This window comes from Variovorax sp. MSC1_012 (assembly GCF_023667525.1).
Taxonomy (GTDB): domain Bacteria; phylum Pseudomonadota; class Gammaproteobacteria; order Burkholderiales; family Burkholderiaceae_C; genus Variovorax; species Variovorax beijingensis_B.
Map to the genome: position 1 here is coordinate 5,259,494 of NZ_CM174443.1, position 13,897 is coordinate 5,273,390.

The window sequence follows — 13,897 nt, forward strand, 5'->3', positions numbered from 1 at the left end:
GCTTTTTACAATCCGACCCATTCTATGAAACACCCCTCGCCACGCCGTGCTGCGTCCGGTGCGGTGCTGGCAATGGCGCTTTGCGCGCCGTGGGCCATGCCTGCGCAGGCCCAGTCCACACCGGTTTCCGCCGCTCCATCCACCGCCGCTCCATCCGACGCCGCCGCGGCGGCATCCGCTCCCCAGCAATTCACCCTCGCCAACGGCATGACGCTGCTGGTGCAGCCCGACAGGCGCGCACCCACCGCGGTGCAGATGCTCTGGGTTCGCGTGGGTTCGGTCGACGAGGTCGACGGCACTTCGGGCGTGGCCCACGTGCTCGAACACATGATGTTCAAGGGCACCAAGGACATCAAGCCCGGCGAGTTCTCACGCCGCGTGGCGGCGCTGGGCGGCCAGGAGAATGCCTTCACCACGCGCGACTACACGGGCTACTACCAGCAGATTCCCGTGGCCAGCCTGGAGCAGGTCATGAAGCTCGAATCGGACCGCTTCGCCAACAACCAGTGGTCCGACGACGAGTTCAAGCGCGAAATCGAGGTGGTCAAGGAAGAACGGCGGCTGCGCACCGAAGACCAGCCGCGCGCACTGCTCGGCGAGCAGCAGAACGCGGCCGTCTTCACGGCCTCGCCTTACCACCGCCCCGTCGTCGGCTGGATGAGCGACCTCGACTCAATGACGCCCGACGACGCGCGCGCCTTCTTCCGCCGCTGGTACGTGCCGGCCAATGCCGCCGTGGTGGTGGCCGGCGATGTCGACACGGCCCAGGTGCGCGCGCTGGCCGAGAAGTACTACGGCCGCATTCCCGCGCGCGCCGTGCCCGCGCGCAAGCCGCGTACCGAGCCTGCGCAGCGCGGCATCCGCCGCATCGAGTTCAAGGCGCCGGCCGAGCAGGCCTACGTGTCGCTCGCGTTCCGCATTCCGCAGCTGGAAAGCATCGATGCCGCGGACAGCGACGTGTGGGCGCTCGAAGTGCTGTCGGCCGTGCTCGACGGCTACACGGGCGCACGGCTCGACCGTGCCCTGACCCAGGGCCCCGACCGCGTGGCCGATTCGGCCGGTGCCTATTCAGGCCTGGCCGGCCGCGGGCCGCAGCTGTTCATGCTGGTGGGCGTGCCGGCCCACGGCAAGAGCGCCGAAGCGGTGGAGGCCGCGTTGCGCGCGCAGGTGGCGCGTGTCGCGAAGGAAGGCGTGAGCGAAGCCGAACTGGCGCGCGTCAAGACGCAGTGGGTGGCGAGCCAGACCTACAAGCGCGACTCCGTGATGGCGCAGGCCCGCGAGCTCGGCAGCAACTGGGTGCAGGGACTGCCGCTGGACACCAGCGCGCGCATCGTCGCGAAGCTGCAGGCCGTGACGCCGGCCCAGGTGCAGGCCGTGGCCGCCAAATACTTCGGCGACGACCAGCTCACCGTGGCCACACTGCGCCCCTTGCCGCTCGAAGCCAGGCCGCGCGGCCGCGGTTTTGCCGCCCCCCAGGGCGAACTGCGCTGAAAGGCCTGGATTCTTCAATGACCCCCATGAAAAAAATCCTGCGCTCCGCGCTGTTCGCGGCCGCCACGGTCTTCGCTGGCCTGAACGCCGCACAGGCCGCGCTGCCGATCGAGCACTGGACGCTCGCGAGCGGCGCCAAGATCTACCTGGTGTCGACCCAGGCGCTGCCCATCGTCGACGTGCAGATCGATTTCGACGCCGGCAGCCGGCGCGATCCGGCGGGCCAGGCCGGCTTGGCCAGCGCGACCGCGACCATGGTCGAGAAGGGCGTTCGCGCCGGAAAGAACGGCGAACCGGCGCTCGACGAGAACGCGCTCGGCGAAGCCTGGGCCGACCTGGGCGCCGAGTTCGACACCAGCGCCGGCACCGACCGCGCCAGCTACTCGCTGCGCACGCTGTCCGACCCGGCCCTGCTTGCCAAGGTGGTGGCGCTGGCCTCGCGCGAGATCGGCGAGCCGGCCTTTCCCGACGACGTCTGGCAGCGCGAGCGAGAGCGCATCAATGCCTCGTTGAAGGAAGCCAACACCAAGCCGGCGACCATCGCGGGCCGTGCCTTTGCGCACAGCGTCTACAGCAGCCATCCCTACGGCCAGGAAGTCACCGAAGCCACGCTCGCGCGCATCGACACCGCCGCCATGCGGCAGCGCTACCAGCAGCTGATCGTGCCGTGCCGTGCCAAGCTCAGCATCGTGGGCGCCGTGACCCGCGCCGAGGCCGAGGCCATGGCCACCGCGCTGCTCTCCCGGCTGCCCGGGCCCGAGGCGTGCACGCCGCTGCCGGCGATCGCACCGGTGGCCGCGCTCGGCGCGCCCAAGGACGAGCGCATTCCTTTCGCTTCGGCCCAGGCCCACGTGCTGATCGGCCAGCCCGGCTATCCGCGCAAGGACCCGGACCATTTCGCGCTCACGCTCGGCAACTATGTGCTGGGCGGCGGCGGCTTCGTCTCGCGGCTGACCAACGAAGTGCGCGAGAAGCGCGGCCTGGCCTACAGCGTCTACAGCGGCTTTGCGCCGGGGCTGGACGCCGGTGCCTTCCGCATCGGCTTCCAGACGCGCCCCGACCAGGCTGAAGAAGCCGTGAAGGTCTCGCGCGACGTGCTCGCCAGGTTCGTGGCCGAAGGCCCGACCGCCGCCGAACTCAAGGCCGCCAAGGACAACCTGATCGGCGGCTTTCCGCTCCTGCTGGACAGCAACCGCAAGCTCATCGGCAATGTGGCCAACATCGCCTGGCACGACCTGCCGCTCGACTATCTCGACACCTGGACCGCGCGCATGAACGCGGTCACGGCGGACGAGGTCCGGGCCGCGTTCGCGCGCAAGCTGCAGCCCGAGCGCATGGTGACGGTGGTGGTGGGCGGCAAATAAGGCCGCGCTTTTTCAGCGCAGGGCGTGCGCGCCGCTTCCGGCGGCCGTGCGTACCGCCGCCTTGAGGCGCTCGAGCAGTTGCGGCGCGGCGCGCGCCTGCTGCCAGTAGAGCGGCACCTGCAGCGTCGAGCCCGGCACCAGCTCCACCAGTGCGCCCGCGCGCATCGCCTCGGCCGCCATGCTGGCCGGCAGCATTCCCCAGCCCATGCCGGCGCGCGCCGCTTCGACGAAACCCTGGGCCGAGGGCAGCCAGTGCCGCGGCGTCTCGATGCTGCGGTGGCAGATGCGCCGCACCCAGCGTGCCTGCAGGCGGTCCTTGCGGTCGAACACCAGGCTCGGCGCATGGGCCAGGGTGCGCGCACCCACGCCCTTGGCGAAGTACCGCTCGACGAATTCCGGGCTTGCGGCGGCCACGTAGTGCATGGCACCCAGCGCCTCGCTGTTGCATCCGGCCACCGGTTGCGCCAGCGCGGTGACGGCCGCCAGCACCGCGCCGCTGCGCAGGCGCTCGGCGGTGTGGTCCTGGTCGTCCACGGTCAGGTCGAGCAGGGCGGATTCTTCCTGCCTTGCAAAGGCTGCGGCGGCAGCCATGAACCAGCTGGCCAGGCTGTCGGCGTTCACCGCCACCCGCACCGTGACCCGCTCGGCCCCCTCGCCGCTTCGGCCACCCATGCCGAGCGCGGGCAGCGCCTCGCGCAGCTCGTGTTCCAGCATGCCCACGCGTTCGATGTGCCGGCACAGCTGCTGCCCGGCTTCCGTCGCGATGCAGGGCTGGCCGCGCATCAGCAGCGCGCCGCCCGTGCGCTCCTCGAGCAGCTTCACGCGCTGCGAGACGGCCGAAGGCGTGACGTTCAGTGCGCGGGCCGCGCGCTCGAAGCTGCCTTCGCGCACCACGGCGGCCAATGCATTCAGGGCGGCGTAGTCGAGCATGGTTCGCTGGGGTTAGAAAAACTGAATATGGCTTAGGAAGTTTAGTTTGAATTAATGCAGCCGAAGCGGCAAGCTGGCGCCATGGCCATCGAACAAATCTCCACCGCATTCGTCAACGGGTTTCTCATGAGCCTGGTGCTCATCGTCGCCATCGGCGCGCAGAACGCCTATGTGCTGCGCCAGGGGCTGCGGCGCGAGCATGTGAGCGCCGTGGTGCTGTTCTGTGCGGCCAGCGATGCCATCCTGATCACGGCAGGCGTGGCTGGCATGGCGCAGGCACTGAAAGGACGGCCCGCATTCGCCACCGCGCTCGCCGGCCTGGGTGCGCTGTTCCTGGGTGCCTATGGGCTGCGCGCGCTGTGGCATGCCCGGCAGCCCGGCGCGCTGCAGGCAAAGGCCCAGGGGGTGTCGCTCTCGCGCACCGCCGTGCTGGCGCAGGCGGCGGGCTTCACCTTGCTGAACCCGCATGTCTATCTCGACACCGTGCTGCTCGTGGGCAGCACCGGCGCCCAGTACGGTGGCGCGCTCAAGGCCTGGTTCGTCGCCGGGTCGGCGATTGCGAGCGCACTGTGGTTCTCGGCACTGGGCTTCGGTGCGCGCTGGCTGGCGCCGGTGTTTGCGCGCCCGCGCGCCTGGCAGATGCTCGATGCGCTGATCGGCGGCACGATGCTGCTGCTTGCCGCGCTGGTGGCGCGGCGGGCCTTGCTCGGGGTCTGAGCCGGCGTGCGGCGTTAAGCTTGCCGCATGCCCCAGAAGAAAGCCGCAGCCGCCAGGCGCTCCCCCTCGACGCCGTCTCCGTCGCCATCACCAAGATTGAAATCGCTGCCGCGCGAGGTGCGCATCATCGGCGGCCTGTGGAAGCGCAGCCGCCTTTCGGTGGCCGACAAGCCGGGCCTGCGCCCCACGCCCGACCGCGTGCGCGAGACGCTGTTCAACTGGCTCGCGAGCATCGCGGGCGCCGGCGGCGGCGAGCTGCCGGGCTGGCATTGCATCGATGCCTTCGCAGGTACCGGGGCACTCGGCCTGGAGGCCGCGTCGCGCGGTGCCGCGAGCGTGCTGCTCTGCGAACAGGACGCCGCGCTGGTGGCTCAGCTGCAGGCCGCCAAGGCCAAGCTCTCGGCCGAGGCCGTGCGCATCGAGCGCGGCAGCGGGCTCACCGCGCTCGAGCGTGCGCCCGCGGGCAGCCTGGATGCGGTCTTTCTCGATCCGCCTTTCGAGAGCATCGCCCTCTACGAACCCGCACTGCGGGCCGCCGCGCGCGCCATGAAAACCGGCGGCGCCGTCTACCTGGAGGCGCCGCGCCGCTGGAGCGACGAGGAGCTGGCCGCGCTCGGCCTTGTTGGTTTTCGTTACCTCAAGGCAGGGGCGGTGCACGCTCACTTGCTGCGGCAGGCTGCAAACGGGACTGCATAATCCGCCGAACAAGCCGCACCGGCTGCATGAGGAAGAAGCAACCATGGCCAGCAACGTGATCGCGGTTTATCCCGGCACTTTCGATCCCATCACCCTCGGCCACGAGGACGTGGTGCGGCGTGCAACCCAGCTTTTCTCCAAGGTCATCGTCGCGGTGGCGGCCGGCCACCACAAGAAGGCGCTGTTCAGCCTGCAGGAGCGCATGGAGATGGCGCGCGAGGCCGTGAAGCCCTACAGCGACCAGGTCACGGTCGAGAGCTTCTCGGGCCTGCTGCGCGACTTCGTGGTGGCGCGCGGCGGCAAGGCGATGGTGCGCGGCCTGCGCGCCGTGACCGACTTCGACTACGAATTCCAGCTCGCGGGCATGAACCGCTCGCTGATGCCCGACGTCGAAACCGTGTTCCTCACACCCAGCGACAAGTACCAGTTCATCTCGAGCACCTTCGTGCGCGAGATCGCCATGCTCGGCGGCGAGGTCCACAAGTTCGTTTCGCCCGACGTGGAGAAGCAGCTCGCAGCCAAGGTGCGCAGCCTCGGTCGTGAGTAGCCGACTTCCCTTGCCGCGCCTGCATCCGCTGGGCGATGCGGCGCTGCTTTGCGAACTGGCGCCGCCCGCCACGCTGGCGCAGCAGCAGCAGATCTGGGCGCTGGGTGCCGAGGTGCAGCAATGGGCCGGCGTGGGCGAGGTGCTGCCGGGCATGAACAACCTCACGCTGACCTTCGATCCGACCGCGATCGATGTCGAGGCGCTGATGGCGCGCGTGAACGAGGCTTGGCCGCGGCTCGCGGCCACGGCCGTCGAGGGCCGCAGGGTGGAGATTCCGGTGGCCTATGGCGGCGAGCACGGGCCTGACCTGGCCGATGTCGCGGCGCACACCGGGCTCACCCCGGCCGAGGTGGTGCGGCGCCACAGCGCGGCCGACTACGTGGTCTACCTGCTGGGCTTTCTGCCCGGCTTCGCCTTCATGGGCGGGTTGCCGCCCGAGCTTGCCACGCCGCGCCGCGCCGAGCCGCGCACGGCGGTGCCCGCGCGCTCGGTCGGCATCGGCGGCGAGCAGACCGGCATCTATCCGCTGGTGTCGCCGGGCGGTTGGCAGCTGATCGGCCGCACCTCGCTCGAACTCTTCGATCCGTCGGCCGAGCCGCCCACACTGCTGCGTCCGGGGGACCACGTGCGCTTCGTCGTCGAAAGCGTGCAGACATGATGCTGGTGCAGAAGCCCGGCATGCTGGCCTCGGTGCAGGACCTGGGACGGCATGGGCACCGCCAGCTCGGCATCTGCCCCGGCGGTGCACTCGACGTGCTGGCGCTCACATTGGCGAACCGGCTGGTCGGCAATGCCGACGGCGCGGCCGGCCTCGAGCTCACCATGGGCGGCTGCGAGATCCGCTTCGAGAGCGCCACGCGCGTCGCGCTGGTGGGCGACGGCTTCGGCGCCCGGCTCGATGGCGCGCCGCTCTGGCCGTGCTGGAGCGTGCCTGTCGCTGCGGGGCAAACGCTCAAGCTCGCGGGCGCCAACGCAGCCGGCGTGAAGAAGGCTGGCTTGCGCAGCTGGCTCGCGGTGGCGGGCGGCATCGAAGTGCCGCCGGTGCTCGGCTCGCGCAGCACCGACCTGAAGGCCGGCTTCGGCGGCCACCAGGGACGCGCATTGCGCAAGGGCGACCGGCTCCCGCTGGGCGCGATGCCGCTGGATGCCGCCCAACTCGCCCGGCGCCCGTTCGGCCTGCGCGGTCCGGACTGGGGCCCCGAGGAAAGCGATTCGGCCATCGCCTTGCGCGTGTTGCCCGGTCCCGAATTCGACCAGTTCACCGTGGCCTCGCACGCGCTGCTCTGGAGCGAGCGCTGGCGCATCACCGCGCAGAGCAACCGCATGGGAAGCCGGCTCGCGGGCGCCGAGCTCAAGCGCCGGCGCACCGCCGACATGCTCTCGTCGGGCGTCATTCCCGGCACGATCCAGGTGCCGCCCTCGGGCCAGCCGATCATCCTGATGGGCGACGCGCAGACCACCGGCGGCTATCCGCGCATCGGCGTGGTGATCCGCGCCGACCTGTGGAAGCTCGCGCAGGCACCGCTGGACGGCCGGCTGCGGCTGGTGCAGGTCGACATGGCCGCCGCGCTCGAAGCCTGGGCCGAGCAGCAGCGCTATCTTGCGCAGGTCGCGCAAGGGCTGGCGGCAGCGGGCTGGACGAGACCGGCATAGACTGTGCGAGCAGTGCAGGCGCGCCGGCTCGCCCCGACGTGCCGGCCCGTCTTGAAGAAGGAATCAACCCCATGCAAATCGACCTGAATGCCGACCTCGGCGAAGGCGCCGGCAGCGACGAAGCACTGCTCGGCCTCGTGAGCTCGGCCAACATCGCCTGCGGCTGGCATGCGGGCGACGCCAAGACCATGCGGCAATGCGTGCGCTGGGCCATCGAGCACGGCGTGGCCATCGGCGCCCATCCGAGCTTCCCGGACCGCGAGAACTTCGGCCGCAGCACCATGCACCTGCCGCCCGACGAGATCGTGGCCAATGTGCTCTACCAGGTCGGCGCGCTGGCCGCGATCGCCAAGGCCGAGGGCGGCAAGCTCTCGCACGTGAAGGCGCACGGCCAGCTCTACAACCAGGCGGTGAAAGAGCCCGAACTCGCCGACGCACTCTGCGAAGCGGTGCGGCGCTTCGATCCCTCGCTCCGGTTCTTCGGCCTTGCGGGCAGCGGCATGATCGACGCCGCGCGCCGCGCCGGCCTCACGCCGGTCGAAGAGGTTTTCGCCGACCGCGGCTACATGCCCGACGGCAGCCTGGTGCCGCGCAGCCAGCCCGGTGCGCTGATCGAGGACGAGGAGCAATCCCTCGCCCAGACGCTCTCGCTGGTGCGCGACCGCAAGGTCAAGGCGATCGACGGCAGCATCGTGCCGGTCAATGCCCAGACCGTGTGCCTGCATGGCGACGGCGCCCACGCGCTGGCCTTTGCGCGCCGCATTCGCGAGCGCCTGCAGCAAGAGGGCATCGCGGTTCGCGCGACGGCCTGATTCAAGCCGTGGCGCAGCGAACCGATGTCCTGCTGACCGGGTTCGATCCGTTCGACCGCGAAGCGCTCAACCCCTCATGGGAGGCCGTGCGCGCACTCGACGGCTGGACCTGCGGCCGCGCCACCGTGCATGCGCGCCAGATGCCCTGCGTGTTCGGCCAGGCCATCGAGGCGCTTGCGGGTGCGATGGACGAATTGCAGCCCCGGCTGGTGCTGTGCATCGGCCAGGCCGGCGGCCGCGCCGAGATCACGCCCGAGCGCGTGGCCATCAACATCGACGACGGCCGCATCGCCGACAACGCCGGCCGCCAGCCGATCGACCTGCCCGTGGTGCCCGGCGCGCCCGCCGCGTATTTCTCGACCCTGCCGATCAAGGCCATGGTGCGCGACCTGCGCGCGGCCGGCATTCCGGCGGCGGTCTCGAACACGGCCGGCACCTTCGTCTGCAACCACATCTTCTACGGCCTGATGCACCGCATCGCCACGCATCCGGCAGCAGGGCTGCGCGGCGGCTTCATTCACATTCCCTACCTGCCCGAGCAGGCGGCGCGTTTTCCCGGCGTGCCGAGCATGTCGCTGGCCACCATGGTGGAGGCGCTGCGCATCTCGGTGGCGACCGCCCTGGCCGTTGAAAAGGACGTGGCCGAAACCGGCGGTCAGCTCCACTGAGCCAGCCAGCCGAGCAGCGCCGCATTCACGGACGCGGGCTTCTCCATCGTGAGCATGTGGCCGCATTGCGGCACCCACACCACTTCGGCATGCGGCACCAGCGCCGCGATCTCGCGCGTGCAGTCGGGCGGGGTCAGCCGGTCCGTATCGCCGCACACCAGCAGCACCGGCGCACGCAGCGAGGGCAGGTGGGTGCGCGCGTCGGGGCGCCGCATCACCGCGCGGTTCTGGGTGATGAGCTGTTGCGTGCCGGCGTCCAGCACGATCTCGACATAGCGCTGCACCAGCGCCTCGTCGGCGGCCTGCGCCGGATGGAAGGCGAACACCACGTTCGGCTCGATCACGTCCCGCAGTTCGCCGCGCTCGAACAGTTCGATCGCGCTTTCGCGCAGCTCGTACATCTCGGGCGCCTCGGGCCGTGCGTTGGTGCCCAGCAGTGCGAGACCCGCGATGCGATCCGGCGCCTGCCGCGCGGCTTCCATCGCAACCATGCCGCCCATCGACGCGCCGCAGAGCAGGAGCGGGCCGGGGTTCTCGCGCAGCACGGCAGCGGCCATGGCTTCGATGGTGTCGTGCCGCATGTGGGCATCGCTCACGCGCGTTTCGAACAGCGGCGCAAGCGCGGGAAGCTGGGCCTCCCAGATGCGCTCGTCACAGGCAAGGCCGGGCAGCAGGACAAGGTGGGGCATGGCCGGATTTTGCGCCATCGCCGGCACGGCGAGTCCGGCCCCGTTCGAGCTGCAGGTGGCGGCCCTGCAACAGATGCAGCCATCGAGTTCCTGAGCGTCACGCACGCAGTGGAGAATGGGCGTTCCATGCCCACGCCTCCACCCGACTCCGCAACCGAACTCATCCTGATCCGCCACGGCGAAACCGCCTGGAACCGCGAGCTGCGTTTCCAGGGGCACGCCGATGTGCCGCTCAACGACATCGGCCACGAGCAGGCGCGCCGCCTCGGCCTGCGCCTGGCGAGCGAACCCGCGCAGCACATTATCAGCAGCGACCTCATGCGCGCGCAGCAGACCGCCGCGCCGGCCGCGCAGCAGCTGTCGTTGCCGGTGGTCACGTCGGCGGGCTTGCGCGAGCAGTATTTCGGCATTGTCGAAGGCATGCGAGCCGACGAGATCCAGGCGCTGCATCCGCGCGCCTGGGAGCAATGGCTGGAGTTCCGCGAGGACCACGCCATGCCCGAAGGCGAAACGGCGCGCGAATTCCACACGCGCATCGTCGCGGCCATCGGCGCCCTGGCAGCCGCGCACCGGGGGCAGCGGCTGGTGGTCGTCACGCACGGCGGCGTGCTCGACATGGTGTGGCGCACCGCGCGCGGGCTCAGCCTGAGCGGGCCGCGCCAGAGCGACATTCCCAACGCGGGCTTCAACCGCATCCGCATTGCCGACCCGGCCATGCCCGACGTGATCGAGATCGTCGACTGGGCCGACACGCGGCATCTGGCCGACCTGCCGCCGCAGCCGACCTACGACCAGCGGCGGCATCTGAAGAAGAGCTGAGCCGGCCGAGCGGACAAGGCAAGGCAGCTCTGTTCAGCGGCCGGTTTCCTGGATGCACGAAGCCAGCGGCTCGAGGCCGAGCCGCGCATAGACCTCGCCGGCCTGGCGCCGAAGGCGCAGCGATTCGGGCTGGCCGTTGAGTTGCTGCTGCAGGATGCCCTGGGCGCCCGCGAGCGCGGCCTGGCTGCCGATGCGCACGAGCGCATCGAGGTACACCTGCCCGAACAGGTCGCGCTGCGCATGGCTGCCGCCGATCTCGACCAGGCGCGGCACGGCGCTGCCGAGTCCTTCGATGGCGGAAGCGAAATCGCCGCGTGCATGGGCAACGAGCCCGCGCGCGGCCGGCACGCACACGCTCTGCCAGGCGGAGCGCGTGGAGAGCGGCGCGCGCGGCGCGTGGGATTCGATGTTGTGCAGCAGCGCATCGGCTTCGGGCCGTCCGGCGCGCGCCAGGCCATACAGGTACTGCAGGTCGAGGAAGGGCAGCACATGGTCGGCCGTGCGCTGCAGCAGATGGCTGCCCACGTCGTCCCACCGCTCGCCCACGTCGATGCCCGCGAGCTCGAAGCGCGCCAGCAGCGAGACGGCGCCGATCTGGTCTTGCGAGTAGTCCTTCACCACGCCCCACACCTCGCGGTCGTAGAGCGCGAGCGCTTCGTCGTCGCGGCCGAGCTCGATCAGGAACAGCGCCACGTGCCACCAGTTGTGCGTGACCATGAACGAGTTGAGCCCGCTCCAGGTGTCGCTCACGCCCTGCATGAAGGCCAGCCCCTCGCAGAGCCGGCCTTCGGTGAGCATGACATGCGCCAGCGCATGGTGCGCCCACGGCTCTTTGCGGCACATGCCGACGGCGCGGCGCGCGCTGGCCTCGGCCTCGCGCATCAGGTGGCACTGCTCGTAGCCGAAGGCGGCCATGCCGTGAACGTAGGGCACGTCGGACGCGGCCGGCAGCGCAGCGAGTGCGAGCCGCAGCATGCCCGGGCAGTCGCCGGTGTTGAAGCAGTGGTATTGCCCCAGCTTCACCGACACGAGGTCGCGCGGATGCTCCCGCGCCTGCTCCGTGTGCAGGGCGATGGCCCGAGCGATGTCGCCCTGGCCCCAAGCCTCGATGGCCGCGATGTAGCGCCGTTCGCGCGGCGTGGCGCGTTCGGATGCGGCGCGGGCCTTGGCAAGAAAGGGCCGCGCATTGGCCGCGGCGTCGCGAGATTCCGCGAAGAGGTGCAGCGTTGCGCAATAGGCCTGCACCAGGGGGCTCGCGTCGCTGTCGGCCAGGGCCAGCAGGTTGACCGCGCGCGCCTCGGTCGACACGAAGCCCATGACGAAGTCTTCGACCAGCGGCAGGCTGGCGGCATCGTCGAGCGTGAGCGGATTGCCGAAGCTGTCGGCGTGCAGGGTGGCGGGAGGCATGGCCGGATGGTGCCATGCCCTGACGCGGGCTTCAAACGCCCGCTTGCTGGTGGCGGTACTCCTGCGTCTTTCCGCCGTAGCCGTAGGCCGCGCCGCGGGCGTCGATCACGTGGATGTACGAAACCTCGTGCAGGTCGGGCCGCAGCCGCGCCATGGCGGCATGCACCTCGCGCAGGTAGCGTGCCTTTTCCGCCTTGGTGTTGGTTTCGTCGGTGATGCTGATGTCGAGGTGGAAGGCCGACTTGCCGAGCGAGGCCAGCGACTGCCCGCCGATGAACCATGTGTCGGCGGCGATGTACTGCACCGTGACGGCGATCACCGGCAGTTGCTTGCCGAGCACGCTCTGGGTCAGTTCGGCGACCACGTCGACCGTCTTGCGCGTGAGCTGGGCGTCGGGCGCGCCCGAGAGGTGGACAACGATGTGCGGCATAGGGAACTCCGTGAAGGAATAAGTGAACGATGGAGCTATTGTGGGGATTCCTATGAAATCGGAAAAGCAGGAAGATATGATGGAATCCATCGGAAATACGGATGGATGAGCCATGCAGACCTTCGATCTGGAACAGCTTCGCACCCTGGCCGCGGTCATAGATGCCGGCAGCCTCACGGCCGCGGCGCCGCGCGTCTTCCTGTCGCAGTCGTCGGTCAGCGAGCAGATCCGCAAGCTCGAGGAGCGGGCAGGGCAGTCGCTGCTCACGCGCAGCAAGGCCGGCGTGGCGCCGACCGAGGCCGGCACGCGCCTCCTGGCCTATGCGCGCCGCATCCTCGCGCTCAGCGACGAGGCGTTCCGCGACCTGCATGGCGAGACCCTGCAAGGCGAACTGCGGCTCGGCGTGACCGACTACTTTCGTCCCGGCGATCTCACGCGGCTGCTGGGGCGCCTTGGCGAGAGCTATCCGCAGGTGCGGCTGCACGTGAGCATCATGAAGAGCGACGCGCTGCGGGCCGCCTATGCGCACGGCGATTTCGACGTGGGGCTGGCGATGAGCATCGCCGGGGCATCGCCATCGCCCGAACCGGGTGCGAAGGCTCCGGTGATCCGGCGCGAATCGCTCGCGTGGCTCGGCGCGGCCGGCATGCGGCTCGCGCGCGGCGAGCCAGTTCGGCTGCTGGCCTTGCCAGACACCTGCTCGCTGCACCAGTACACGGTGGCGCTGTTGCGGCGGCGGCGCGTGCCGTATGTGCTGGCGCACGTGGCGTCGGGCGTGGCGGGGTTGCAGTCGGCACTGGCCGCGGGGCTGGGGGTGGCCTGCCTCAACGAATCGGCGGTGTGCGAAGGGGTCGCCCGGCTCGCGCCGCCGCACGGCCTGCCGGCCCTGCCCCGGGTCGTGTTCCAGTTCCTGCCCGCGCGCCGCGGAGAGACCGAGTTCGTGACGCGGGCGCGGGAGATGCTGGCAACCCACCTGGTCTGAGGCCGCCGGGTGGCGCGGGATTTGCGTCAGGTCCGCCATGGATGCGCCACAACAACCCGCCACGCGGCCCGAACTGCTGCGCCACTCGCGTTTCGACGACGCGCAGGCCATCTTTTCGGGCACGCTGTTCGTTGCCATTGCCATGATGCTGTTCGGCCAGGCGGGGCTGCTCACGGGCGGCACGGCCGGTGTCGCATTTCTCTTGCACTACGCCACGGGCGTGAGCTTCGGAAAGCTGTTCTTCCTGGTGAACCTGCCGTTCTACTGGTTGGCATGGCGCCACATGGGGCGAGCCTTCACGGTCAAGACTTTCTCGGCGATCGCGCTGCTGTCGGTGATGACCGACTGGGCGCCGCGCTACATATCGATCGATTCGCTGCACCCGGCCTTCGCAGTGGTGCTCGGCGGCCTGTTGCTGGGCACCGGCTGCCTGTTCCTCGCGCGCCACCGCGCGAGCCTGGGCGGTGCGACGGTGCTGACGCTGTACCTGCAGGAAAAGCGCGGCTGGCCCGCCGGCAAGATGCAGATCGGCATCGACTGCACGGTGGTGCTGCTCGCGTTGTTGGTGATCCCGCCGCAGCGCGTGGGGTGGTCGGTGCTGGCTGCGGTGGTGATGGGGCTTTTTCTATGGGTCAACCACAAGCCGGGGCGCTACGCGGCGACTTGAATTCTTGGCGCTGCTGTTTTGTTCA

16 protein-coding genes are annotated in these 13,897 nt (G+C 70.0%); 12 read left to right on the forward strand and 4 right to left on the reverse strand.

Annotation, left to right across the window (positions count from 1 at the left end; genetic code table 11):
* The first annotated feature begins 24 nt into the window (after positions 1-24).
* Both L1081_RS24750 and L1081_RS24755 read left to right on the forward strand, forming a co-directional pair.
* Positions 25-1,491: an insulinase family protein gene (locus L1081_RS24750; protein ID WP_489414506.1), complete on the forward strand. Its 1,467-nt coding sequence runs from the start codon at positions 25-27 to the stop codon at positions 1,489-1,491.
* Between the two features lie 17 nt (positions 1,492-1,508).
* Complete coding sequence (locus L1081_RS24755) at positions 1,509-2,855, forward strand: insulinase family protein (protein ID WP_489414507.1); 1,347 nt, start codon at positions 1,509-1,511, stop codon at positions 2,853-2,855.
* Positions 2,856-2,867: 12 nt separating this feature from the next.
* On the opposite strand, the gene L1081_RS24760 is transcribed toward L1081_RS24755, so the two are convergent.
* The gene (locus L1081_RS24760) at positions 2,868-3,785 is read right to left on the reverse strand and encodes an ArgP/LysG family DNA-binding transcriptional regulator (protein ID WP_489414508.1); all 918 of its coding nucleotides are present in this window, start codon (positions 3,783-3,785) and stop codon (positions 2,868-2,870) included.
* 81 nt (positions 3,786-3,866) lie between these two features.
* Between L1081_RS24760 and L1081_RS24765 the strand changes: the two genes are divergently transcribed.
* From L1081_RS24765 to pcp, 7 genes are all read left to right on the forward strand, one after another.
* Complete coding sequence (locus tag L1081_RS24765) at positions 3,867-4,502, forward strand: LysE family transporter (RefSeq protein ID WP_489414509.1); 636 nt, start codon at positions 3,867-3,869, stop codon at positions 4,500-4,502.
* Positions 4,503-4,529: 27 nt separating this feature from the next.
* Positions 4,530-5,198: an RsmD family RNA methyltransferase gene (locus L1081_RS24770; RefSeq protein ID WP_489414510.1), complete on the forward strand. Its 669-nt coding sequence runs from the start codon at positions 4,530-4,532 to the stop codon at positions 5,196-5,198.
* Positions 5,199-5,241: 43 nt separating this feature from the next.
* Positions 5,242-5,745 carry a pantetheine-phosphate adenylyltransferase gene (coaD, locus tag L1081_RS24775; protein ID WP_021009049.1) on the forward strand — a complete coding sequence of 168 codons (504 nt, stop codon included), beginning with the start codon at positions 5,242-5,244 and terminating at the stop codon, positions 5,743-5,745.
* Positions 5,746-5,755: 10 nt separating this feature from the next.
* Positions 5,756-6,403, forward strand: coding sequence for a 5-oxoprolinase subunit PxpB (gene pxpB, locus L1081_RS24780; RefSeq protein ID WP_489416835.1), 648 nt, complete (start codon positions 5,756-5,758; stop codon positions 6,401-6,403).
* Positions 6,400-7,398 (forward strand): 5-oxoprolinase/urea amidolyase family protein, encoded by a 999-nt coding sequence (locus tag L1081_RS24785; RefSeq protein ID WP_489414511.1) that lies wholly within the window; start codon positions 6,400-6,402, stop codon positions 7,396-7,398. The genes pxpB and L1081_RS24785 overlap by 4 nt, the downstream gene beginning before the upstream one ends.
* Positions 7,399-7,469: 71 nt before the next feature.
* The gene (pxpA, locus tag L1081_RS24790; RefSeq protein ID WP_489414512.1) at positions 7,470-8,210 is read left to right on the forward strand and encodes a 5-oxoprolinase subunit PxpA; all 741 of its coding nucleotides are present in this window, start codon (positions 7,470-7,472) and stop codon (positions 8,208-8,210) included.
* 8 nt (positions 8,211-8,218) lie between these two features.
* Complete coding sequence (pcp, locus tag L1081_RS24795; protein WP_489414513.1) at positions 8,219-8,878, forward strand: pyroglutamyl-peptidase I; 660 nt, start codon at positions 8,219-8,221, stop codon at positions 8,876-8,878.
* Here pcp and L1081_RS24800 read toward each other — a convergent pair.
* Positions 8,866-9,567, reverse strand: a complete 702-nt coding sequence (locus L1081_RS24800; protein ID WP_489414514.1) for an alpha/beta fold hydrolase — start codon at positions 9,565-9,567, stop codon at positions 8,866-8,868. The genes pcp and L1081_RS24800 overlap by 13 nt on opposite strands.
* A gap of 126 nt (positions 9,568-9,693) precedes the next feature.
* On the opposite strand from L1081_RS24800, the gene L1081_RS24805 reads away from it, so the two are divergent.
* A complete protein-coding gene (locus tag L1081_RS24805; RefSeq protein ID WP_489414515.1) occupies positions 9,694-10,386 on the forward strand; it encodes a histidine phosphatase family protein in 693 nt (230 codons plus the stop codon).
* Positions 10,387-10,419: 33 nt separating this feature from the next.
* Here L1081_RS24805 and L1081_RS24810 read toward each other — a convergent pair whose 3' ends face one another.
* Together L1081_RS24810 and L1081_RS24815 are read right to left on the reverse strand one after the other, a co-directional pair.
* The gene (locus tag L1081_RS24810) at positions 10,420-11,793 is read right to left on the reverse strand and encodes a tetratricopeptide repeat protein (RefSeq protein WP_489414516.1); all 1,374 of its coding nucleotides are present in this window, start codon (positions 11,791-11,793) and stop codon (positions 10,420-10,422) included.
* A 31-nt stretch (positions 11,794-11,824) separates the two neighbouring features.
* On the reverse strand, positions 11,825-12,223 hold the full coding sequence (locus tag L1081_RS24815; protein ID WP_319439411.1) for a tautomerase family protein: 399 nt from the start codon (positions 12,221-12,223) through the stop codon (positions 11,825-11,827).
* Between the two features lie 112 nt (positions 12,224-12,335).
* Here L1081_RS24815 and L1081_RS24820 point away from each other — a divergent pair, with 112 nt between their 5' ends.
* Both L1081_RS24820 and L1081_RS24825 read left to right on the forward strand, forming a co-directional pair.
* Entirely contained in the window at positions 12,336-13,205 is an 870-nt protein-coding gene (locus tag L1081_RS24820) for a LysR substrate-binding domain-containing protein (RefSeq protein WP_489414517.1), read from the forward strand.
* A gap of 37 nt (positions 13,206-13,242) precedes the next feature.
* Positions 13,243-13,872: a DUF6198 family protein gene (locus L1081_RS24825; protein WP_489414518.1), complete on the forward strand. Its 630-nt coding sequence runs from the start codon at positions 13,243-13,245 to the stop codon at positions 13,870-13,872.
* Positions 13,873-13,897 lie beyond the last annotated feature (25 nt).